The organism is Mycolicibacterium gadium, assembly GCF_010728925.1.
In the GTDB taxonomy this organism is placed as follows: Bacteria; Actinomycetota; Actinomycetes; order Mycobacteriales; family Mycobacteriaceae; genus Mycobacterium; species Mycobacterium gadium.
The window spans coordinates 4,219,196-4,240,373 of sequence record NZ_AP022608.1; the positions used below are offsets into that span (position 1 = coordinate 4,219,196).

Sequence of the window (21,178 nt, forward strand, 5' to 3'; positions counted from 1 at the left end):
GCGGTGGGCGGGCCCCCTTTGGGTGGCACACTCGCCCACCCGCGCGCGCCGTCGTGCTAGGCGAACCTTCCGGTAACGGCCGCTTCGGTTTGGGCCATGTTGATGCCAGCCTCACTGATGGTGTGGCCCAGCTGTTGAAGTGCCAGGTTCAACTCAGTAGAAGCGTTGTCCCAGCGCGTCTGCACGGCAAGGTATGCCTCGGAGCCGCTGCCGCCCCAGACCGACTGGAGCGTCGCCAGCGACGCCGCACCCTCTTTGAGTAGCCCCTCCACTCGATTGACGACGCCGCCGATCTCACCGGCCCCGCCCTCAATTGCGCCGAATTGCCATACCTGCGCTCCACCAGAATTCATGCTCTGTCCTTTCCTAGGGATTGATCGGGGTCAGATGCCCATGTCTTTCATTGCGGCCTGCACCGCCGAGGCTTGATCGGTGTCAGTGGCCGTGTAGTCCGTGCCCGAACCGTGGATATTCATGCTGATTTCGTCCAGCAACGTGCGCTGGGTCTGGGCCGCCTCCTGGTAGCGGGCGATCGCCAACTGGGCGGCACCACCTGAATCGCCCTGCCACGCCGGCTTGAGGCCGGCCGCGGTGGCGTCGACCGCACCCATGATGGCCTGAAGCTCACCCGAGATTCGTTCGAAGTTGCTGGCCTCTTTGGCGAGGACAGCAGCATCGGTTTCCATTCCTGCCATTGTGTTTCCTTTTCCTTTTCCTGTGTCCTCACCACTCGATGGCGAGTCTTTCCGGTCACTGGGACCGGGAAGTCTGTGGTTACCAGTCGTCTTCTTCGTCTTCGTTGAGGTCTTGGGGCAGCACGGAGGGTGCCGTCAACCCCTGCTTGGACCCGCCGCTCTTACCGCGTTGGCCCATGCCGTGCATCGGTCCCACGCCACCGCCCGCGCCGACGGGCGCCAGACCCATACCACCCGCACCCGCGGCGGCACCGGCCGCCACCAGGGGCTTGGTCTCGCCGATCAGGTTGGCCAACAAGGGGGTTCGGGGCGCGGAGCCTCCTGCACCCGGCAACGACGCCGCGCGCACCAGCCCGGCTCCCGACCCGGCGCCGGAGCCGCCGGCCAATGGATGGTTGGACAGCGGACTGGCACCGATCAGGCCGATCTGGGCCTTGTCAGCGCCGCCCATGCTGCTGAACATCGAAGTCACCTGCTGCAGCGGCTGCGTCAGCTGCTGCATCGGTTGCATGACCATCTGGCTGGCCTGCTGCGGAATCTGACCGACAGCCGATCCGATTTGCGACGCCATCTGCATGCCCATCTGCATGCCCTGCTGCATCTGCTGGGCCTGGGGTGCGGCAGTGTCGGCCTTCTGCACCTGGCCTTGGGCACGCTGGGCGGCCATGTTGCCCAGGGCGGCCGCATTCCCCGCGTTTTGCCGTACCGACTCCGCCTTGCCCTGCGCGCTGACCTGTGCGATAGCCGCGTTGCGAACCGCCGCCGCGGGCGCCATGGCCGCCGCCGACGCAAGCGCTGCGGCCGCCCCACTCTCGCCGACGCCGGGCATCACGATCGGCTTCGGCGGCGCGATGATCTCGAACATCAAGTTCAGCAGCGTTTCGGCCTGGTAGACGTCCATCGCCCCGGCAGCCTGATTCCACATCCGCACGAAGTAATCGATCTCGTTCAATGCGATCGGGATGGTGTTGACCCAGAAAAAGTTGGTCGCCTCCAGCACCGCGTGTGTGACGTGGTTCTGCTCGATCTCCGCCAGCGGAGGCGTGGTCGCCATTGCGGCGGTATACGCGTTGGCCTGCGCAATGGCCTGCATCGCCCGTTTCATCGCCTGAGCGGACACCGTACGCAGCCAGGTGACCATCGGCATGGTCGAGGCAACCGCCCGCTCACTCGCTGAACCACTCCACACCGATGTCAGGGCAGCCAGACTCGTGGCCAGTTCATCGGCCTGAGTCTCGAGGGATATCGCCAGAGCTTCCCACCCCGCGGCAGCCTGCAGCATGGGCGCCGGTCCGGCACCCAGCATCAACCGCGCAGTGTTCACCTCCGGCGGCATTCCATGCCACTCCATCGCTCGTCGATTCCTCGCGTATGGTCAGCGAGCTATCAGAAGGTCGCGGCGTTGGCGGCGTCGACCGCCGCGTAGGTCCCTGCGATCTCCACGTATGCCGCGCCGGCGCGGGACAGCTCTTCCTGAGCAAACGTATTCAACGCCAGGGCCTCGACGCCCTCCTTGGCGAATACCGCGGCCGCCTGGGCAGAAACCTCGTCGGCACCGGCGGGCACCAGCGCGGTCACAGCAGCGGAGGCGACGGTGCCGGCGGCCAAGCCGCGAACGCCGTTTGCGACTACCTGTGCGCCGATCCCGACCGCTGCCGGGTTGTGCTCCAAAGGTTGCATTTGCGCCATCTCCTCATACATAGATGAATTGCCTGGTTATTCATTTATGAAGGGCCTAGCCCGCATAGCCAGTGAGTCTGGAATCTTCCCCCGACCCCGTCGCTGGCAGTTAGATTCATGTTTGCTAGGACGTCTCCGATCCATACTAACTGCGTCTGAGGGGTGCTCAGAACACTTCTTCTTCCGGTGGATCCACATATGCGGCCTGGATGACCTCCTTGGCATCCGGTGAGACCAGAAACGCCTGGCCAGGAGGCCGCCGCTGCACCTTGATCTCGCGTGAGGGGAAGTCCACCTTCTCCCCGGACAGAAACAACGTAGGGGTACCGGCGCCGTAGGCGGCACCCACGAACTTGTCCATCGTGGCCCGATGCGCCTGACTCATCTGGCAGGTCACGATGATATGCAGGCCGATGTCCGCGGCTGCGGGCAGCAACGGAGACAATGGTGCCATCGGGGAAACCATCCCGCTGGCCGCGACGATCATGTGCCAGTCGTCAACCAGCAGCACCACGTCCGGGCCCTCCCACCAAGACCGCGACCGTAACTGGGAAGTGGTCAGGTCCGGTGGGGGCATTCGCTTCTGCAGGTTGCCCGCGAGTGCCTGGATCGATACTTCCAGCGCTGCCTGGTTGCGGTTCACCGCCCCGACATTGAGCAGATGGCTATCCGGCACCGCGTCGAGCAGCCCCGAGCGATAGTCGGCCAACATGAATCGCACCTGAGAGGGGTCGTTGCGCTTGCAGATGGCCTGCGCCACCGCATGCGCGATCCGGGTCTTGCCCGACTTGGGCGCCCCAAAGATCAGCAGGTGCGGTGTCAGGTGCATGGAGTTGTACGCCACCGTGAGGTCCGCCTCGCGCACACCCAGCGGCACCGTCCACCGCGTGCGGTAGTCGCTTTCGGGTCCGGGTGGGTTCGGGTCCAGCTCGTTCAGGTAGATGCGCTCCGGCAGCACGCGGACCTTCGGCGCCTGCTCGGTGTTCTGCCCGCTGATCACCTCCACCGCGTTCGACATCGCGGTGACGAGTTCGTCGGCACTGTGCACACCGTCGAGCCGGGGGACGCCCATCATCAAGTGATGCTTCTCCTCCGAGATCGCGCGACCCGGCCGGTTCTGCGGGATCTCGCGGGTGATGCGGTCGATCTGGGTTTCGTTCACATCGCCGAGGCGGAATTCGATCTTGGTGCCGAGGTAATCACGAATACGTGATTTCAGCTCGGTCCACCGCGGCGTGGAAATCACTGTGTGCACCCCGAACTGCAAGCCCTGCCCCGCGAGATCCTGAACCGTGGGCTCCAGGTCGGGGAACTCTGCGACGAATGCAGGCCAACCGTCGATGACCATGAACACGTCGCCGAACGGGTCGACGGCGGCGGGGTGGTTGGGATCTTCACGCATCTGCCGGTAGGCCGCCATGGACCCCACGCGCAGCTGCTTGAACAGCGCCTCTCGTTGGCGCAGAACGGCTTTCATTTCGGCGACGACGCGGTTCACTTTGTCTGGTTCCGAACGCGTCGCCACACCGCCGACGTGCGGCAGGTCTTCGAGGTACATCAGACCGCCGCCGCCGAGGTCGATGCAATAGAACTGCACCTGGCGCGGAGTATGCGTGGCCGCCGCGGAGAGCACGAGTGTCTGCAGGAACGTGGACTTGCCGGTCTGCGGTGCGCCTCCGACGGCGATGTTGCCGCCGGCCGCCGAGACGTCGACGCCCCAAACCTCCTGGCGGTGCCGTCGCGGCTCGTCCATGATTCCCAGGCCGAATCGCAGCGGCCGCCACTGATGATCGCGTTCGATGAGCTCGTTCACCGGAGTCGGATCAGACAACGGCGGCAACCACATCCGGTAGGCACGGGTCTCGCCGATGTCCAGCTGGTCGATGATGACTTCGCGCAATACGCGCTGTTCCGATTCGACGCTCATGTGCTCACCGCCGTATCGAAGATCGGCGCCGCGGTGAACTGGCGGATGCGAATCCGGTCTGCGCTCTGAACACGCGGCTTGACTTCTCCGTTGTCCTGCACGGTTGTGGTCGGCACGTAGTTGACGCCGGTGTACACACTGTGGAATTTGACGGGGTCTTCCATGCCGACCCGTAGGAACCCGACGCCGCTCTCCTTGTTCGTGATGTATTGCGCCTCAGGCGTTCCGATCACGGCCTTGGATTCGGCCGAACTCGTGGTGCGCAGCGCGATGCGGTACGTGAGGTTGGGTTCGAGCTTGTCGATACGCACGCCGCCTGTGTTGAGCGACTGCGTCGCGAGCAGCAGATGCACCCGCAGCGACCGACCGACACGACAGATCCGGTCGAACAATCCGATGAAGTCGGGGTGGTTCTGCAACAGTTCGGCGAACTCGTCGACGACCACGAAAAGGGTTGGCAGCGGTGGCAAGTCAGCGCCGCGTTCCCGGTGCTTCTCGTACTCGGCGACACCCGACAACGCGCCCGCTGCGCCGACCTGGATGCCGGCTTGCCGCAGGATCGACTGCCTGCGGTCCAGCTCACCGGTGAGCACCTCACCCATACGGCTGACGAGTTCGGCCTCTTCCTCCATGTTGGTGACGACGGCGGCGGTGTGCGGCAGCCGCTCCATACCGAGGAACGTCGATCCGCCCTTGAAGTCGGTGAGCAGCAGGTTGACCTGGTCGGGGTGATGGGTGGCGGCCAACGACAGGATCAGCGTGCGCAGAAACTCCGACTTACCGGAACCCGTTGTGCCGATCAGCATCCCGTGCGGCCCAGCGCCGAACTCCGCGCCTTCCTTGATGTCGAGATACATGATGTCGCCGGTCTTCAGTTCGTGCCCAAACGGGATACGCAGCCGGTCCCGGTCGGTGTCGGTGAACATTCGCCACCGGTTGGGCGTCACCTCTTCGATCGTGTGCGCGCCGACGAGCTGGTGCCATTCGGTGGCGACCTTCTTCTGCACACGCACGCTCTTGTCGATGATGGTGCCCGTGATGGACCATCCGGCGAGCTTGCGCGCGATGCGGTTCGCATGCTCCGGAGTCATTCTGTCGGTCGCCGAGGTGAGTAACCGGAACGTCTGGTTGGGGAGCCGGTCGTCGGCCGTGCCGTCGGCGTCGACGCGAATTCGGTAGGCCGAGCCGCGGTGGTTGCCGAGCGTGAGAACGGTGACGCCGGCCCGGCCGTCAATCGGGAAGCCGGCCCTGCCGCCCGAAAGGTCGACGACGACGACGTACGGTCCGCTGGGGGTGGCGTCGGGCGTGTGCGGGCCGCGGGCCGTCAAGTCGCTCAACCCGTCGGGTCGCGTGAACACCAGCCGCGTCGGACCCGCGGCGTCGGTGTCCGTCTGGTGCTGCACGTGCGGAAGCCATTTGAGCCAGACCCAATTCGGGTCTTCCGGATTGTCGGTGAGCACCCGGATCTGCATCAGGTCCGGCGGATGGAACACCGCGAGATGGCAGATCATCGCCGTGAGCAGACCCGCGGCTCGGTCCGGATCGCCGCCGACCGCAATGGTCGGAAAGGTGCGCAGCTGCACCAGTTTCGGGCAATCGTGGATCAACCCATGGGTGCGCAGGAACTTGGTGACCCACATGTGACTGACCGGTTCCAGATGCGGTGCCGGGGCGCCCTGCGGTCCGGCCAGCTCGCCGCCGACGGTGGGTTTCAGCAATCGGTCGACCGCGGGCTCGGTCCCCAAGCCGATGCGCACCGCCGAGAAGAAGTCGGCGTTCGTGGGACGCGACCACTGCCGGTTGGTCCCGATGATCGACAGCAGATCGTCGGGATGCGGTGCGTGGTAATTGAAAAACGTCACCTGGGCGGCCGCCGACGACGTCACCCGCGTGCGGAGACCCGCGAGGTAGCGCAGATACTCCTTACGGTCGGCGTTGATCTCGGGCACCTTCTTGCCGCCTGGACCGCCACCGGCCATGAAGCCGACGGTGGCCATCACCATCATCAGCGGCATCATCAGCATGTAGGGCGACAGCTGCCGGATACCGGTGAAGATCATGATCGCGATCATCCCGAGCATGCCGCCGCCCATGACCCACGGCAGCGCCTTCTGGATGCCCGACGGCGGAATCTCGACCCCGAGGTCGTCGGGGGGAGTCACGTTGATCTCACCCGGCGTCAGCCGCGGCCCGCGCTTGATGATCGGCGTGAACTTCTTCGTGGTCACCGGCCACCTCCGGTGTTCGCGTTCACGGGTTGCGCCCCGGCGCTGGTGCCGTCTGGGACCTTGCGCGGGTTGGGGTTCGGCGGCAGGGTGTCGTGCTCGATCAGCGCCGCCTGCTTGGACAGCACCGGGCCGTCGACCAGCAGGCTGACCACCTGCCACGGCGCGGTCACCGGTGCGCTGAGGCCGATGGTGCCGCCCGTCTGCTCGTCGGGCAGGCCATAACGCACACCCTGCGGATCGATGTAATAGAGGCTCTCTCCGTAGCGTGGGTCCGGCGATTGCAGCCGGAGGTACTTGCCCCCGTCCAAATAAACCTTTGCGTCGCCGCCGATCTGGTCGATACCGGTGTTCATCGCCGACGACGCGATCGGCAGGTGACGCCCCGCGATGATGGTCGTTTTCGGCGCCTGATCCCCTGGCTCGCGCTGCCACGACCAGCACAGCGTCGGCGCATCCTCGCGCAACAAGATCTCCAGCGGCTCGTCCGGAAGCGGTGAGCCGTATATCTGCTCGGCGATCTTGGCGACCGTGCTGGCCTCGACGGACGGCGGTGTCACCAGGCCGAACGAATTGGTGGCGCGCAATGCCGCCGCAGTGGTGCCGTTGATCCGAGCCACGCCGTCGGGCAGAACCACGAAATGTTGTTCTCCGTCTTCGGTGAGCGCCATGAACACCGATCCGATCACCAGATTCGGCGGCAGGCCAACGGTATTGGGTTCGCCAAAGCGCGCGATCGCAGGCAGCCGCAATGGCCCGGCGTTGGGCAGCGCGTTGAAGACGCCCTCCGAGATCGGCGTCGCCTTGGAGGTGACGGGGATGCCCACCGCCGACGTCACCGCGCGGTCGGACAGGTCGATGGCGTGCCGCCCAGTCTCGGTCACCAGCCAGTTGTCGTTCTCGTAGGACACCAGCAGGCCCTCGTCGGGGCGCATCGGGCCGACCGAAGAGTCGAGGTAAAGCGGTTGCACGACAACCGATGTCTCGATGTTCGGTGCGACGCTTTCGGGCTTGGTCACGGTATCGCACAACGTCCAGGTCGAACTGGCGCCGCCGACCGGCGTGGCATAGGGCGCACCGGGAATGCCGATCGGCTGCCCCTTGTGCATCCGGTCCAGCTCGTCTGACTTCACCGCGACCGGGGTCCCGGCGTTGCCCAGCACCAGTCGCGCCGACGTCAGGTTGTAGACGGGCCGCAACTGATCGGAGCCGGGGATGACGACGTAGAGCTGGTTGGTGGTGCGGTCGACGAGAAGTGTGTCACTGCCCCGCTTTCCAAGCGGCTTGAAGTAAGCCAGCAGCGCCGCGCCCAGGCAGATCAGGACGGCGATCACGATGCCTGCCGAAACCGCGCGGCTGTAGAACTGCAGCGGGTCGTCGAACATGCGGGTGTCCCGTCGCACAATCGCGTGCTCGACCCTGCGCAGCAGGAAACGCCAGCCGCTGACCTGCACCTTGGTGGTAAGCCGGAAACTCGCCATGGTTACTCGCCGATACTCAATCGTGCATGTACACCGGCGATGGCGGCCGCCATGTCATCGCCGTTGATCTGGCTCAGCTCGTCGACCCCGAGGCTCTCGAAGTCCAACGACCGGGCCAGGCGCATGTCGCGGTTCTGCTCACCGGCCTCGACCAGCTGGCGGGCGTAGCGCCCGTTGCCCGCGATGTCCAGCGCCGGCTTACCGTTGAGCGCCCGCTGGCTCAGTAGCGTCGCGGCTTCGAGCACACGCTTGGCTGCCTCGTCGTCGAGACTCGAATCGTTGTTCTGGGCAATCACTTTCGCGATATCCACGATTTCGCTCGGCAGGTAGGAGTCGAACTCGATGCGTGTCGCGAAGCGCGAGCGTAGACCGTCGTTGGATTCGAGCAGCCGATCGATGTCGTTGCTGTATCCGGCGATGATCACGACCAGCCGATCGCGGTCGTTCTCCATACGGGCCAGCAGCGTGTCCAGCGCTTCGGTGCCGAACGGGTCCGCCCGGCCGTCCCGCTCCTGCACGAGCGTGTACGCCTCGTCGATGAACAGCACGCCGCCGATCGCGCGGTCGATGGTGCGGCTGGTCTTCACCGCGGACTGACCCTCGTATTCGGCGACGAAATCCTTGCGGGAGGACTCGACCAACTTGGGTTCGCCGATGACGCCGAGCCCGGCCAGGATGTTGGCCACCACGCGGGCGATGGTCGTCTTACCGGTACCGGGCGGGCCCGCGAAGATCATGTGCTTGGACGCCTGCGCGACCTTCATGCCGCGCGCTGCCCGGATCTTGGCCATCTGCGTCGCCGCGCGATACGCCTCGATCTGCTCCTTGACGCGGGTGAGCCCGATCTGCCGGTCCAGCTCGGCCTCTGCTTCGGCGAGCAGCTTCTCACGGCCCGAGTTGTCCGCCTCGACGCTGGCCGCGTCCCACGGATCCTTGCGTGCCGCGATCTTCTCGGCGGTAGTGACCTCCAGCCGAAAGTTCGGATCCTTGAGCGCCGCGGCGACTTTCGGCTCTGGGTGCGTTGCCTGCAGCCACTCGAGCAGTCCCATTGCCGACTCTTCGTTGCCCTGCCCCCGTCGCGTCATCGCGAGGTACCACGCAATGGCGGGCGCACATGCCTCACCGGCAGGAGACGAGTTCGACTCGGTCAGACGTCGTTCGGCCTCGGTGAACAGACCCAGGTTGGCGGCGGCCACGCCGTGGACGACACCGGCGGCGGCCGCGAGGAACTTGTCCGGCCACGCACCGGCACCCTTGACCTCGTCGATGACGTCGGTCCAGCGCCCGGCCGCGCCGTAGATCACCGCCTTCACCCACGACACCAAATGCTCTGCGCCGTTTGACGGAACGTCTTCCAGCGCCTCCATGGCATCGGCGTAGTTGCCGACCGCAGCCTCGTGGACGGCGAAGCCCATCGTGATGGCCAGCGGCGAGTTGATCGGATAGGTGATGTCGCCGAACTGGCCGCCGATCGGCACCCGGGCGTTGATGCTGTTCATCGAGATCTCGGCGGATCCGGCCAGCTGCCCGAAGTTCGCCCGGGAATACCAGGCGCGGAACAGCGTCACCCGGTCGGCGTCACCGCAGCGGATCCGCCCCACCCATGCGTCGCAAGCGGTTTCGTCCATCGCGGTGATCTCGGAGAAGATTTCGAACGACCGCGCCGGCGAGCTGGGTAGCATCCCGACCGCGCTGCCGAAGAGATTGGTGAGGTGCTCAGTCATCGTCGCCCCCGTAGCGCGTCGCGAAGATCTGCGCTCGTGCCGCCCTGGCTTCCTCGGGCGATGGCAGATCCAGGTCGCGGGTGAGAAAGTCGCGGGTCGCCGCGTCGTCGTGGCCCTGGTCGCGCATGCCCTCGAGCATCAACGAGTACTGGGCTGACTTCGCTTCCTGCGTGGCAAGGCCCGCGATGACGACGATTTCGTCGGCGAGCTCGGGTTCGGTCATATCGGTGGTCCTCGAAGACAATTCGATCTGCTGGACGCGGCCATCCATGAACGTCGTGACGGTCACGGAGCCCGCTGGATTGGTCACGGTGAACATCGGCACCCGTGCGGCGTCGTCGTCGCCGTGGTCGGGACGTGAGAAATCGAGCGCGGCCAGATCGTCGCGCTCGTCGGAATCGTATGGCTGATGCTCAGCCGCCATGTGGTGCTTTCCTCACTGCGCCTCGGCTCCACCGGCTCGGTCGGTCGAGTCCTGGACGAACCACTTACCGGAGGGCAGGAATCCGATCAGACCGTCGAGCGCGCGCGCAAGGTTCTCCGTCGTGCCCGGCAGAAAGCTGCCGTAAAGCTCGCCGTTCACGCGACGCGGTATCGACACGATTCGGCCGTGCCGGGAATCGAGCACTCCGGCAGCGACATCGGCCTGAGTGAACGTGCCACCGGGATGGCGTTCGACCGCGGTGATCTCGACCCAGCTCTCCGGGTTCGCGATGATGTCAGCGTAAGCACGCGCCGACGTGGGTGCGATGCCGTACTTCATCAACTGATTCGCGTCGCGGCATTCCCCCAGCTGACTCGCGACACCGGTCAACGGTTCGACGTCGGCGGGGTCGGCTGTCCCGAGGACCGTGGTCACCATGCCTGCCAGACCGACCTGCGGCGCGACGCGCTGCAAGACGATCATGTCGCCGTCGCGTGCCGCGATGACGTGTCGATCTCCGTTGCGACACACCACGAAACGGATCATCTTGCCGCCGACGTCGCGACGCCACCAGCGTCCCTCCAGGGTGCGATCGGACCGACTGAGTGTGTCGACCATGGCCGCCACCTCGGGGTGGGGTCGGCCGAACACATCCAGTACACCCTGCGCAGTCAGGTCACGCGCGACCTGCTCCCAGACGATTTGGCGCAGTTCGGGCTGAGGGATGTTGAGCCGGATGCCCAGCGCCGTCGGAAACTCCGAGTGCCCAAGGCGATCGGCGATGACGAGCATCCCGTCGATCGTGACCTCGACGCCCACGACGTCGTCGACATGCGTGGCATCTGGATGCGCCGCTTGCGCATTGCTGCTCATCGTGGCTTCACCTGTCCATCCATGACGCGGCCCATCGCATCGTCGGCGTGGTCGTAGCGCCGCGCGGCTTCGTGCAATTTCTGCCCGAGGTCGTCGGAGATCGCGGCGATATTCATGCCCGCGGCGCGACGCGCCGCGATGATGTCGCTGACGGCGCCGGCCGTCGCCGACGCGATGACGCCGTGGGTGGATCGCACCGCGGCGTCGACGCCGTCGGCGAGAAGGGTCGCGGATCTGGCTTCTGCGGCGGCCCGCACCTGATGGACGGTCAGTTCGTCAAGGTGCGCCGTTGTCACGCGCACGTCATCCCCCGACATCGACCCCTGCTCCCAACTCCGGCCCGGCACCGTCGGCCACTCCGGCATACCGACCGACCGCCTGTGAAAGCTCGGCGGCGTTGGCCGACACGTCGGAGTGCAACTCCTGCAGCGCCTGGGCGCTGGCGAGAAGCGCGCCCGAGAGCGTAGTGGACTCGATCGCCAGCATGGCGGCCTGGCCGTACCGCGGGATGAACTGCAGGGGGACGGTCGCGTAGCTCGCCCTGGCGAGAATGTCTGACTGGTCGTCAAGAGTGTCCCGGCGCAGCTTGATTTGAAAGGCCTCGCGAACGAGGACTGAGAAGACGGCCTGATCGGCGTCGGCCATCGTTTCGGTACGTACTTGTTGCCGGGTGTTCTGGTCGGCGTAGGCGCGCGCTGCGGCGCCGTCCCACCGGTCGTCGGCGGCCGCCGCACGTAGCGTCTGGCCGGCCATGCTGAATTCTCTGCTTCCCCTATCGAACTGCGCGCCCTCGTCGGGCTCACCTTCGCCGGTCGTCGACCTCATGCCCGCGATGATCAGCTGGCCGAAATCCAACAGGTCCGAGCCGACTGCGTGGGGCAGGCCCGCGTCGAGCGAGTCATCGGACGCCTTCGTGCGGGGCGTCACTGGTCACCGACCATCGATGCTTTGCCACGAACCACACGCATGCCATTCGACCCCTTCTGGTAGACCCCTGCGCTGGGTGAAAGCGTACCAGCGGTCCAGGGGCGCCGATGTCACCAATTTCCGGCCTGACCACCCCCCGCGCCGGCGCGCTTTCCGACCGGCTCAGCAATGGGCTAACAGTGGATATCGCCATTTCCAGACATTTCTGACGCGGCCTGGCGAACCGGCCAAGCGCTCGCACCGGAGTCCAAACCCGGTCGGTGTCCGGGAACGGAAGCTCCTCATCGACACCACCACGGTGCGGACCCCGCGGGGCCTTCCGACACCGCCGGATACGGATCGCTGCGCGGATAGCGATATTTGCTAGCTGCATCGACAGGTCCGAGGACGGAGGCGTTTGCGCTGCACGCCGCGGATTGGTTGATACTTGGAAGGGGCCGCCACACGCATGACACGACATTCCGAGGAGACACTCAGTGACCGACCGCGATGACGAATTGCGGAGAAAGCTCGGATGGACCGGTCCCGAAGACACCGATTTCGAACCGTCAGCCGACCCGGAACCGACACCACCGTCGCGGCCGGCCGCCCCTCCCGCGTGGGGAGCGGCGCCGCCGCGCCCACCCGTCGACTACATCCCTCCGTCGTCGCCATCCGACACCAGGGACACCGACGAAGAGAACCTCTGGACGACGACGGAAGTCAGCCGGGCATCGGTCGCGCCGACGGCAGAGGCGAGCGCTCCCCCACCTTTCAGAGAGCCCGAGCGGCCGGGCGGCAATTTCCGTCAACCCAATCCCCGGTACGGCCCGCCGCCGGGGACGCCGCGCGAGACCGGACCTCTGCCGCCCACGCGCGGCGACACCGCGCCGTGGACCACGCAACCCCCGCAGCCGGATCGTCAGCCGCCGCACGGGCCACGGCCGCCGGCCCCTGGCGGTCCGCCCGGGCCGCAGTGGACTCCCGGCTACGGGCACGCAACGCCAGGAGCGCAGGCGCCGAGCGGTTCGTACGCGGACCGGATACGCGCCGACGAGCTCGTACCGCAGCGGCGCACCCCGCCTGGCGGCGGCTGGCGTCTGGCGCTGTTCAAGGCGACGTTCGGTCTGGTGAACCTCGGCCAGAGCCCCGACGAGATCCGCCAAGCCCAACTCGAGGACAAGGTCAGGTCGGGATTGCGCGGCCACTTCAAGGTCGGCGTGATGGGCAAGGGCGGCGTCGGTAAGACGACCGTGTCGGCCAGCATCGGATCGGTCTTCGCCGAACTGCGGCAAGACGACCGCGTGGTGGCCATCGACGCCGACACCGCGTTCGGGAAGCTCGGCAGCCGCGTCGACCCGCGGGCGCAGGGCTCCTATTGGGAGCTGGCGGCCGACCAACACCTGGAGACCTTCGCCGACGTCCGGAGCCGTGTCGGCAACAACTCGGCTGGGCTGTTCGTCCTCGCCGGGGAGGGAACGCCCGCGCGTCGACGTGTCCTGGATCCGGCGATCTACCGAGAGGCGACCTCACGGCTCGACCGGTACTTCACGATCTCGATCGTCGACTGCAGCTCCACCATGGACACCCCCGTCACCCAGGAGGTGCTGCGGGACCTCGACGCGTTGGTCGTGGTCTCATCGCCGTGGGTCGACGGTGCGGCGGCGGCCGGCCAGACACTGGACTGGCTGGCTGCCCGCGGACTCAACAGTCTGCTGCAGCGCACGGTGATCGTGCTCAACGACTCCGACGGGCACGCCGACAAGCGGACGCGTTCGATTCTGGCGCAACAGTTCTCGAGTCAGGGACAGCGGGTTGTCGAGGTGCCCTTCGACGGGCATCTGCGGCCGGGCGGCGTGATCGACCGCACGCGCGAGATGTCACCGGCGACGCGGCGGCGCTTCATCGAGATCGCCGCGGCATTGGCCGACTTCTACCCCACCCATGACGACCGCAACCGCGAACGCTACTGACGCTGCCTCACAGCTGCTCGATCAACGATTCGATTTCCTGGACGGCCGCCGCAGACACCGGTTCTTCCGCCTCGGCGGCTATCACGTCTTCTTCGGAAACCCCTGCCGCTTGGGCAGTTTCGAGGATGGTCAGGTTCGCGCCGCGCCTCGCGGCGTACAGCCGCTGGCCGACGGTGGCCCGCGGCGCGCGGGCGGCCCGGAGCATGAGTTCGTCGTAGCGGGTGCGCACCGCGCTCAACGCCTTGATCAATGCCGGTGACACCTTGCTGATGCGGGCCGCCCGGGCCGCGACGGCCTCCAGTTGACGCAAGTCCGCAAGGATCTTCGTCGCGCGGGGCGTGAACTCCGGATCGTCGACGGGTGGCAGTGCCTCGACCGCGGTGGCGAAGGTGTTGACCGCGGTGACGAGCGCCTGCGCGATCAAGGGAACGTCATCGCCGGAATCGGCGCGTGTTTCGACGCGCGGCTCGGCGGCGACGGGCTCGCCCCGCCGCAGGCGCGCGATCGTTCCCGGCGGCCATTGCAGTACCTCTTCGAGCTTTGCTCGCGTACGTTCACGCGGCCAGCTGCGACCCTTCTCGAACGCGATGAGCGCACCGGCGTTGATGATCCCGCCGGTCGCCAGGCTGCGCTGGCTGATGTCGAGTTCGCGACGACGGGCCGCCGCGGCCGCACCGGCACGCCGCATCCCCTCGTCGAGCACCTCGATCGACTCCGGGTCGGTCATCAACGGGCATTCCTCGAGAACTCACGGGGTGGAGCGGCGACGCAATCCTATCGGCCGCCGGATCCACCGCTACGACTTGGGGCCGCGTGGTGCGCCTGGATCTGTGGCGAAGCTATGTCTTCATGACTACCGGCACCGCGTCAGCGCTACGGTTTCGGGATGGCCCGGTCCAGCGATCCTAGCCTGCTTCTGACCAGCTCAGCTCACATTCTCTGATTGAAAGTGGCCATCGCGCCGAGACTTCCCTGGTGCCGCAGCCGGCCTAGTCGTAGCGATAACTGTTGCATCGCTACGGTTTGTGCGCTAGCTTGGCGACAACGCGGTGCAGCAGCCGCAGAGCGGACAAGGAGGGGTTCGGATGAACTCAACACACTGGGACGAGACGCCCGTCGGCGCCTGCACGCGCGACCCTGAGCGGTGGACGACGTCAGCCGACGAAGAGGCCAAGGCGATCTGCAGGGCATGCCCCAGGCGCTGGCTCTGCGCCCGGGAAGCGTGCGAGCTGCCGCGGGCGGAAGGGCTGTGGGCGGGCATCGTCATTCCCGAGAGCGGGCGCGGGCGGTCGTTTGCCCTGCGCCAGCTGAAGTCGCTCGCCGAGCGCAACGGAGAAGTGGTGCGGCCCCGTCGCTATTACTACGCGGAAATCGCCTGACCGCTGATCTCCCGCTGCCGCGTCGTGGGGTTGGCAGGGGCGATCACCAGGTGTCGACGAAACGTCGATTCGTCCGGCGCGGTTCATTCATGGTGGCGGCGTTCAGCGTGTCGATGATGAGCCTGCGGGTGTCAGCCGGGTCGATGACATCGTCGATCTCGAATAGCTGAGCGGCGTTGAGCGCCTTGGCATTCTCCTGGGCCGCCGCGGTGGCCTGGCGCACCCGTTCTTCTCGTTCCTCATCGTCGGCGATCGCCTCGAGTTCCTTGCGGAGCCCCAGCCGGACCGCACCTTCGAGGCCCATCGGCCCGAGATGTGCTCCGGCCCAAGCCATTGTGAGTACCGGTTCGTGCAGGCTGCCGCCCAGCATCGCCTGAGCGCCGAGTCCATAACCGCGACGCAACACGACGGCCACGAGAGGCACGCTCAGCGCGGCCCCGGCGACCAGCATGCGCGACGCACGGCGCACCAGCGCTTCGGCCTCGGCCGCCAGGCCAACCATGTAGCCCGGGCAGTCGATCAGCGAGACGACGGGCAGTCCGAACGCGTCACACAGTTGCAGGAAGCGCGCCGCCTTGTCAGATGCGGCCGCCGTGATCGCGCCGGCCATCACCATGCTGTTGTTCGCGAGGATGCCGACCGCGCGGCCGTCGATGCGGGCCAGCGCCGTCACCATCTCGGCGGCGAAGCGCGGCCGTAGGAACGTCACCGATCCTTCGTCGGCGAGCGTCTCGATGACCGGCGCCACCGGAAATGCGCGACGGGCCCGCTCGGGAACCATTGTGCGCAAGGCTGTTTGGTCGCTCGCGGCACCCGGCGTCGTCGCGCCCTGGAAGTAGGAGAGCAGGCGTTTGGTCACGGCCACGGCTTCGGCCTCATCGGCGACGACGACGTCGACCACGCCGTTGGGCTCCTGCATGCTGATCGGACCGACCTCGTCGGGATGGACGTCACCGAGTCCGCCGCCCGCGATCATTGCCGGGCCGCCCATTCCGAGCGAGGTGTCCTCGGTGGCGACGATCAGGTCCGAGCTGCCCGCGATGACGGCGTTGCCTGCGAAGCAGCGGCCCTTGACGACCGCGATCCGCGGCACCAGACCCGACAGCGCCGCCCACAACTTGAATGCGCGGGCGTCGAGCGCGGAGACGGCGGGGTAGTCGGTGTCCCCGGGCCTTCCGCCGCCGCCCTCTGCGAAGAAGACGGTCGGTAGCCGCATGCGTGCGATGAGTTCGAAGAGGCGGTCCTTCTTGCGGTGGCCCAGCGCGCCCTGGGTACCCGCGAGAACCGTGTAGTCGTACGACAGCACGGCGCAGGCGGCGCGCTCAGCGCCGAACAGGTCGCCGTTGACGCGGGCCGTGCCCGCCACGAGCCCGTCGCCGGGGGTGCGGGCGATCAGGTCAGCGAGGTCGCGACGGTGGCGCTGGGCGGCGATCGCGAAGCGGCCGTATTCGACGAACGAGTCCGCGTCCACGAGGTCGGCGATGTTTTCCCTGGCGGTGCGACCGTTGCGGGCGCGCCTGCGCTCGATGGCGTCTGGGCGTGCGGCGTCCTCGGTCAGGGCACGGCGCTGCAACAACTCCGCATGGTCAGCGCGTATCGGCTCGTCAGACATGGCGTGGTGATGCTAACAAGCTGTGATATATAGCACCCTATTAGTTAGTGCCCTATCTAATGAGCGTACGGTGGTGGCATGACGGTCGTCGACGCAGACATCGACCCCCTGGCCCTCGAACGGCAGGTGTGCTTCGCCCTGGCGGTGACCAACCGTGCGGTGCTGGCGGTGTACCGCCCGCTGCTCGAACCGCTGGGCCTCACCCATCCGCAGTATCTCGTGATGCTCGCGCTGTGGGACAACCACAAGTCCAATACCGATCGACCGATGTCGGTCAAGGCGATTGCCACTGCGCTGCAACTGGATTCGGCGACCCTCTCACCGATGCTGAAGCGGCTGGAGGCGCTGGGGTTGATCACCCGCACGCGCAGCGCGGTCGATGAACGCGCGACCGACGTCGGCCTGACGAAGGCGGGGATTCAGCTGCGCCGGCGAGCCCTGAAGATTCCGCAGGCGGTCGTGGAGCGGCTCGGCGTCGGGCTCGACGAGCTCGAGCGGCTGCATGACGTTCTCACCCGGGTCAACGCCGCGGCGCTGGCGGCGGGCGCACTCGACGAAGGGAAGGACACCCGATGAACAAGCCTGGCCCTCTGCAGTACATCGCATACTGCTACGGAAAGCGGCTACCGGACTCCATGCGCGAGTGGGTGGCTCACGATCTTGCCGACCATGGCGCGGTCCGCCGCCACATAATCCGCATGGCGATCCCGCCGCTACTGGTGCTCGCGCCGTTCTGGCTGCTGCCCGCGTCGCTGTACGTGCACATGGAGATGACCGCGCCGATCTACATTTGGGCGGTCCTGATGTCGCTGGCGCTGAACAAGGTGTGGCGCAGGCACCGGCTGGCGCAGCACAATTTGGACCCCAACCTCGTCGACCAGATCAAGCGCAAGCGGGACGCCGCCATGCACGAGGCCTACGCCCGCAAGTACGGGCCGCGTCCGGAAGAGGCACGCTGGCAGTCCAACAGCAGCCCGTTCTAGGCGTACAGCGCCTCGACAGCGCGGGTAGCGGTCTGCTCGTAAAGGTGCCAGTGTGTCATCGCAGTTATCCACAGGCAGCGCAAACCAAGCACCGATCTGTCAGCACCCGCACTTAGCGTGCCAGTCATGACGAACTGGATAAACACGGTCAGCCGTGGCCACGTCGAGCGCGGGGTACGCGGGCGCTTCACGCAGGCCAATCACGGCAGACCGCACATGTTGCGCAAGATGGCACGCGGCGACTGGATCATCTTCTACTCGCCGAAGACCGACTATCCGGAGGGCGATCCACTGCAGGCCTTCACCGCGATCGGGCAAGTCGTCGACGACGAGCCGTATCAAACCGAAGTGGCGCCTGACCTCCAACCGTGGCGCCGCAACGTCGACTTCCTCGAATGTACCGAGATCCCGATCCGGCCCCTGCTCGAGAAGCTCAACTTCATCGAGGACACCTCGCGGTGGGGCTACAAGTTCCGCGCAGGGGTGTTCACCATCGACGATCACGACTTCGAGGTGCTCCGATCGGCGATGACCAGCCCGATTGACCGCGGCTGACGCCCTCGACAAAAATCTCGGTTTGATCACGTCGCTGCCGGGTACAGACAGGTAGCAATTGGGGGACGCTGTTCGGACGACTGTTTTCGCAGGTCGTGCGCGCAACGGAGCTCCGCAGTACCGGGAGAAGGACGACATGAGCACCAGTGCCGACATAAGTAGTAGACGTTTCACCATTTGTCCGGCATGCGGATACCCAAGCGCCGGCCTGTGCGCCCCGTGCAGCCAGATAGGTTCGGCCGTCCAGATCGGTCTGCACCGCACTGTTCCTGTTGTGACGCAAGCCAATCCAGCTGCCTGACCCCGCATTCCCAACTGGGCAATGACTCAGGTCCGGCCTACGTTGGTCTGGTGAGCAACACCGACCCGGTGCCCGCCGAAGTCGCCTGTGCACCATCGCCATTCACCGGCGTGCTGCATCCGCGCGAGGTTCCGCTCGGCGGACTGCGCGCGATCCGCGTCCGGCGCACCCTCCCGCAGCGCGAACGCTCGCTCATCGGTGCGTGGTGCTTCGCCGACCATTACGGTCCCCACGACCTGCGAAGCAGTCCCGGGGGAACCGGCATGGACGTTCCTCCACATCCGCACACCGGGCTGCAGACTGTCAGCTGGCTGTTCAGCGGCGAGATCGAGCACCGCGACAGCGCGGGCGTGCACGCGATGGTACGGCCCGGTGAGCTGAACCTGATGACCGCAGGTGCAGGCATCTGCCACTCCGAGGTCTCGGTGATTTCCGGGCCGGCGGCCACCGTCCTGCACGGCGTACAACTGTGGGTCGCACTGCCAGACGCCGATCGCGATACCGGCCGCGACTTCGCGCACTTCGCCCCGCCGCCGCAGTCCCTCGACGACGCCACGCTGCGGGTCTTCCTCGGCGAGCTCGCCGACGCCCGCTCACCGGTCCACACGTTCACGCCGCTACTGGGCGCCCAACTCGATCTCGACCCCGGTGCCGACCTCTCGTTGGACATCGACCGCACCTTCGAACACGGCGTGCTGCTCGACCAGGGCAGCGTCGACGTCGCGGGAACCACGCTCGACATCGCCGACCTCGCGTTCCAACAAGCGGGCTGCGACCAGCTGAGCATCGTCAACCGGGGCGACGGGCCTGCCCGCGTCCTATTGCTCGGTGGCACACCGTTTCCCGAGCAGCTGATCATGTGGTGGAACTTCGTCGGTCGCAGTCACGACGACATCGCGACCTACCGCCGGCAGTGGCAGGACCACGACGACCGCTTCGGTTCCGTCGTGGGCTACACCGGCTCCACCACCCGACTGCCGGCTCCTCCCCTACCCAATGGCAGGCTTCGCCCGCGCGCGAACCCGGCGCCCTAAGCCGCGACGAACGTGACTGCGGTGCCCACGGCGTTGGGCACGAACGCGTCGGGCAGTGCTGCCGCAAACCGGTGCTGAGCCTTCCACCCAGTACAGTGCGCGGGCACCAGCGTGTCGGGCCGCAGCTCGAGAAACGCGTTGACCGTCGGCTCGATGATCGGCTCGAAGACCTGCCCCGTGAGGTGGAAGCCGCCGAGCAGCGCATGCAACCGATCCACTCCCGTCAACCGCATGGCATGCCGCGCGATGTTCACCGCGCCGGCGTGCCCGCAGCCGGTGAGCACGACGAGACCCTTGCCGCGGACGTTGACCACGAGCGCCTGCTCGTCGAGCAGCAGCGGGTCGGGCTCCCATCGGCCGTCGCGCCACGCCTCGTGGTTGGGCAGGCCACGCTCGAACTCCGTCGTGCGGTCGACCTCACCTGTGATCAGCACCGAGCCGTCCAACAGCAGCGACGGCTGACGCCGCTCGATCACCTCGAAGCCCTCGGCCTCCAGCGCCGACCGGCTCAGCGTCGGCAGTTCCATCGCCGGGGCGTTCGGCAGGGCAAACCGGCGCCTGCTGAACACCAGCGGGTGCACCGCCAGCGGCAGCCCGCGGCGGCCGCGCAGCCGGGCCAACCCGGGGAAGCCGCCGTCGTGATCGACATGACCGTGGCTGAGCACAACGGCCTCGATCGCCGACGCGTCCAGACCCATGCGCTCGAAGTTGATCGCCATTCCGTCCGGCGATATTCCGGTGTCGAAGAGAACCGTGTGCAACCGATTGTCGCGACGTGTCGACACCAGCGCGGAAAAGCCGTGCTCGGCGATCAGCCCGGGCGAGGCCAGCCCGCCCTCGAACTGCGGTGCGGCGGCCGGGGGCACGGTTCCCATCCCCCTGCGACGGGCCGGACCGACATCGCCCATCAACGCGTCGTAGCTGTTGTCCACCAGCGTCGTGATGGTGATCTCGTCGACCGGCGTGAGCGCAATCGGATCGACCGCCGCCCCTTCCGCCAACCGCGGGATGGATGCCAACGCCTCTGCGGTCGTGCCGCCGTCGTCACACATGACTCCATCTTGCGCCCGCTGGGTATGGAAGAGAGATGGCAACCGACAAGACCGGCGCGACCACCACCGTCACCAGGGAGGCCGACCGCTTCACCATTTCGGTGGACGGCACCGTGGCCGGTTTCACCCAGATCTCCGACACCGACGGCCAGCGGACGTTCCCGCACACCGAGATGGACGACGCATTCCAGGGCCGCGGCCTGGCGTCGATCCTGATCGGCGAGGCACTGCAGCAGACCAAGGATGAAGGACTGCGGATCGTGCCGGTGTGCTCGATGGTTCGGTCGTACGTCGAGAAGCACCCCGAGTTCGACGACGGGGTCGACAGCTAACCCAACAGGGCCGATATCGTCA

General features: G+C 66.6%; 22 protein-coding genes. 7 read left to right on the forward strand and 15 right to left on the reverse strand.

Features of this window, described 5'->3' with window-relative positions:
- Nucleotides 1–56: 56 nt before the first annotated feature.
- From G6N36_RS20845 to G6N36_RS20900, 12 genes are all read right to left on the reverse strand, one after another.
- Nucleotides 57–353 (reverse strand): WXG100 family type VII secretion target, encoded by a 297-nt coding sequence (locus G6N36_RS20845; RefSeq protein WP_163688751.1) that lies wholly within the window; start codon nt 351–353, stop codon nt 57–59.
- A 30-nt stretch (nt 354–383) separates the two neighbouring features.
- Entirely contained in the window at nt 384–695 is a 312-nt protein-coding gene (locus tag G6N36_RS20850) for a WXG100 family type VII secretion target (protein WP_163688752.1), read from the reverse strand.
- Between the two features lie 79 nt (nt 696–774).
- Nucleotides 775–2,046, reverse strand: a complete 1,272-nt coding sequence (locus G6N36_RS20855; protein ID WP_163688753.1) for a PPE family protein — start codon at nt 2,044–2,046, stop codon at nt 775–777.
- Between the two features lie 35 nt (nt 2,047–2,081).
- Nucleotides 2,082–2,375 (reverse strand): PE family protein, encoded by a 294-nt coding sequence (locus G6N36_RS20860; protein WP_163688754.1) that lies wholly within the window; start codon nt 2,373–2,375, stop codon nt 2,082–2,084.
- Nucleotides 2,376–2,541: 166 nt separating this feature from the next.
- A complete protein-coding gene (eccCb, locus tag G6N36_RS20865; protein ID WP_163688755.1) occupies nt 2,542–4,302 on the reverse strand; it encodes a type VII secretion protein EccCb in 1,761 nt (586 codons plus the stop codon).
- The gene (gene eccCa, locus G6N36_RS20870) at nt 4,299–6,530 is read right to left on the reverse strand and encodes a type VII secretion protein EccCa (RefSeq protein WP_163688756.1); all 2,232 of its coding nucleotides are present in this window, start codon (nt 6,528–6,530) and stop codon (nt 4,299–4,301) included. The genes eccCb and eccCa overlap by 4 nt, the downstream gene beginning before the upstream one ends.
- Complete coding sequence (eccB, locus tag G6N36_RS20875; RefSeq protein ID WP_163688757.1) at nt 6,527–8,008, reverse strand: type VII secretion protein EccB; 1,482 nt, start codon at nt 8,006–8,008, stop codon at nt 6,527–6,529. Before eccB ends, eccCa begins: the two co-directional genes overlap by 4 nt.
- Nucleotides 8,009–8,010: 2 nt before the next feature.
- Nucleotides 8,011–9,732: a type VII secretion AAA-ATPase EccA gene (gene eccA, locus G6N36_RS20880; RefSeq protein WP_163688758.1), complete on the reverse strand. Its 1,722-nt coding sequence runs from the start codon at nt 9,730–9,732 to the stop codon at nt 8,011–8,013.
- A complete protein-coding gene (locus G6N36_RS20885) occupies nt 9,725–10,156 on the reverse strand; it encodes a YbaB/EbfC family DNA-binding protein (protein ID WP_163688759.1) in 432 nt (143 codons plus the stop codon). The genes eccA and G6N36_RS20885 overlap by 8 nt, the downstream gene beginning before the upstream one ends.
- Nucleotides 10,157–10,168: 12 nt before the next feature.
- Entirely contained in the window at nt 10,169–11,029 is an 861-nt protein-coding gene (locus tag G6N36_RS20890; RefSeq protein ID WP_163688760.1) for an ESX secretion-associated protein EspG, read from the reverse strand.
- A complete protein-coding gene (locus tag G6N36_RS20895; RefSeq protein WP_163688761.1) occupies nt 11,026–11,346 on the reverse strand; it encodes a type VII secretion target in 321 nt (106 codons plus the stop codon). The genes G6N36_RS20890 and G6N36_RS20895 overlap by 4 nt, the downstream gene beginning before the upstream one ends.
- On the reverse strand, nt 11,333–11,956 hold the full coding sequence (locus G6N36_RS20900) for an EspA/EspE family type VII secretion system effector (protein ID WP_163688762.1): 624 nt from the start codon (nt 11,954–11,956) through the stop codon (nt 11,333–11,335). Before G6N36_RS20900 ends, G6N36_RS20895 begins: the two co-directional genes overlap by 14 nt.
- A gap of 476 nt (nt 11,957–12,432) precedes the next feature.
- Here G6N36_RS20900 and G6N36_RS20905 point away from each other — a divergent pair, with 476 nt between their 5' ends.
- A complete protein-coding gene (locus G6N36_RS20905; protein WP_163688763.1) occupies nt 12,433–13,908 on the forward strand; it encodes a MinD/ParA family ATP-binding protein in 1,476 nt (491 codons plus the stop codon).
- A 7-nt stretch (nt 13,909–13,915) separates the two neighbouring features.
- Here G6N36_RS20905 and G6N36_RS20910 read toward each other — a convergent pair whose 3' ends face one another.
- A complete protein-coding gene (locus G6N36_RS20910) occupies nt 13,916–14,635 on the reverse strand; it encodes a transcriptional regulator (protein ID WP_163688764.1) in 720 nt (239 codons plus the stop codon).
- A 358-nt stretch (nt 14,636–14,993) separates the two neighbouring features.
- Between G6N36_RS20910 and G6N36_RS20915 the strand changes: the two genes are divergently transcribed.
- The gene (locus tag G6N36_RS20915; protein ID WP_083127783.1) at nt 14,994–15,287 is read left to right on the forward strand and encodes a WhiB family transcriptional regulator; all 294 of its coding nucleotides are present in this window, start codon (nt 14,994–14,996) and stop codon (nt 15,285–15,287) included.
- A gap of 43 nt (nt 15,288–15,330) precedes the next feature.
- On the opposite strand, the gene G6N36_RS20920 is transcribed toward G6N36_RS20915, so the two are convergent.
- Nucleotides 15,331–16,899 carry an acyl-CoA carboxylase subunit beta gene (locus tag G6N36_RS20920; protein ID WP_163688765.1) on the reverse strand — a complete coding sequence of 523 codons (1,569 nt, stop codon included), beginning with the start codon at nt 16,897–16,899 and terminating at the stop codon, nt 15,331–15,333.
- A 78-nt stretch (nt 16,900–16,977) separates the two neighbouring features.
- On the opposite strand from G6N36_RS20920, the gene G6N36_RS20925 reads away from it, so the two are divergent.
- From G6N36_RS20925 to G6N36_RS20940, 4 genes are all read left to right on the forward strand, one after another.
- Nucleotides 16,978–17,475 (forward strand): MarR family winged helix-turn-helix transcriptional regulator, encoded by a 498-nt coding sequence (locus G6N36_RS20925; RefSeq protein WP_163688766.1) that lies wholly within the window; start codon nt 16,978–16,980, stop codon nt 17,473–17,475.
- Nucleotides 17,472–17,882: a DUF5313 domain-containing protein gene (locus G6N36_RS20930; RefSeq protein WP_163688767.1), complete on the forward strand. Its 411-nt coding sequence runs from the start codon at nt 17,472–17,474 to the stop codon at nt 17,880–17,882. The genes G6N36_RS20925 and G6N36_RS20930 overlap by 4 nt, the downstream gene beginning before the upstream one ends.
- A gap of 126 nt (nt 17,883–18,008) precedes the next feature.
- Complete coding sequence (locus tag G6N36_RS20935; RefSeq protein WP_163688768.1) at nt 18,009–18,437, forward strand: EVE domain-containing protein; 429 nt, start codon at nt 18,009–18,011, stop codon at nt 18,435–18,437.
- Between the two features lie 351 nt (nt 18,438–18,788).
- Nucleotides 18,789–19,772: a pirin family protein gene (locus tag G6N36_RS20940; protein ID WP_163688769.1), complete on the forward strand. Its 984-nt coding sequence runs from the start codon at nt 18,789–18,791 to the stop codon at nt 19,770–19,772.
- Here G6N36_RS20940 and G6N36_RS20945 read toward each other — a convergent pair.
- Complete coding sequence (locus G6N36_RS20945; protein WP_163688770.1) at nt 19,769–20,824, reverse strand: MBL fold metallo-hydrolase; 1,056 nt, start codon at nt 20,822–20,824, stop codon at nt 19,769–19,771. The two genes, G6N36_RS20940 and G6N36_RS20945, sit on opposite strands and share 4 nt — an antisense overlap.
- Nucleotides 20,825–20,859: 35 nt before the next feature.
- Between G6N36_RS20945 and G6N36_RS20950 the strand changes: the two genes are divergently transcribed.
- Nucleotides 20,860–21,156 (forward strand): GNAT family N-acetyltransferase, encoded by a 297-nt coding sequence (locus G6N36_RS20950; protein WP_163688771.1) that lies wholly within the window; start codon nt 20,860–20,862, stop codon nt 21,154–21,156.
- Nucleotides 21,157–21,178 lie beyond the last annotated feature (22 nt).

Coding starts and splice junctions, on each gene's coding strand:
- G6N36_RS20950 (WP_163688771.1), top strand. CDS start 20,860: ATGGCAACCGACAAGACCGGCGCGACCACCACCGTCACCAGGGAGGCC.
- G6N36_RS20915 (WP_083127783.1), top strand. CDS start 14,994: ATGAACTCAACACACTGGGACGAGACGCCCGTCGGCGCCTGCACGCGC.
- eccCb (WP_163688755.1), bottom strand. CDS start 4,302: ATGAGCGTCGAATCGGAACAGCGCGTATTGCGCGAAGTCATCATCGAC.
- G6N36_RS20945 (WP_163688770.1), bottom strand. CDS start 20,824: ATGTGTGACGACGGCGGCACGACCGCAGAGGCGTTGGCATCCATCCCG.
- G6N36_RS20920 (WP_163688765.1), bottom strand. CDS start 16,899: ATGTCTGACGAGCCGATACGCGCTGACCATGCGGAGTTGTTGCAGCGC.
- eccB (WP_163688757.1), bottom strand. CDS start 8,008: ATGGCGAGTTTCCGGCTTACCACCAAGGTGCAGGTCAGCGGCTGGCGT.
- G6N36_RS20930 (WP_163688767.1), top strand. CDS start 17,472: ATGAACAAGCCTGGCCCTCTGCAGTACATCGCATACTGCTACGGAAAG.
- G6N36_RS20910 (WP_163688764.1), bottom strand. CDS start 14,635: ATGACCGACCCGGAGTCGATCGAGGTGCTCGACGAGGGGATGCGGCGT.
- G6N36_RS20890 (WP_163688760.1), bottom strand. CDS start 11,029: ATGAGCAGCAATGCGCAAGCGGCGCATCCAGATGCCACGCATGTCGAC.
- G6N36_RS20845 (WP_163688751.1), bottom strand. CDS start 353: ATGAATTCTGGTGGAGCGCAGGTATGGCAATTCGGCGCAATTGAGGGC.
- G6N36_RS20935 (WP_163688768.1), top strand. CDS start 18,009: ATGACGAACTGGATAAACACGGTCAGCCGTGGCCACGTCGAGCGCGGG.
- G6N36_RS20860 (WP_163688754.1), bottom strand. CDS start 2,375: ATGCAACCTTTGGAGCACAACCCGGCAGCGGTCGGGATCGGCGCACAG.
- G6N36_RS20850 (WP_163688752.1), bottom strand. CDS start 695: ATGGCAGGAATGGAAACCGATGCTGCTGTCCTCGCCAAAGAGGCCAGC.
- eccA (WP_163688758.1), bottom strand. CDS start 9,732: ATGACTGAGCACCTCACCAATCTCTTCGGCAGCGCGGTCGGGATGCTA.
- G6N36_RS20925 (WP_163688766.1), top strand. CDS start 16,978: ATGACGGTCGTCGACGCAGACATCGACCCCCTGGCCCTCGAACGGCAG.
- G6N36_RS20855 (WP_163688753.1), bottom strand. CDS start 2,046: ATGGAGTGGCATGGAATGCCGCCGGAGGTGAACACTGCGCGGTTGATG.
- G6N36_RS20885 (WP_163688759.1), bottom strand. CDS start 10,156: ATGGCGGCTGAGCATCAGCCATACGATTCCGACGAGCGCGACGATCTG.
- G6N36_RS20895 (WP_163688761.1), bottom strand. CDS start 11,346: ATGTCGGGGGATGACGTGCGCGTGACAACGGCGCACCTTGACGAACTG.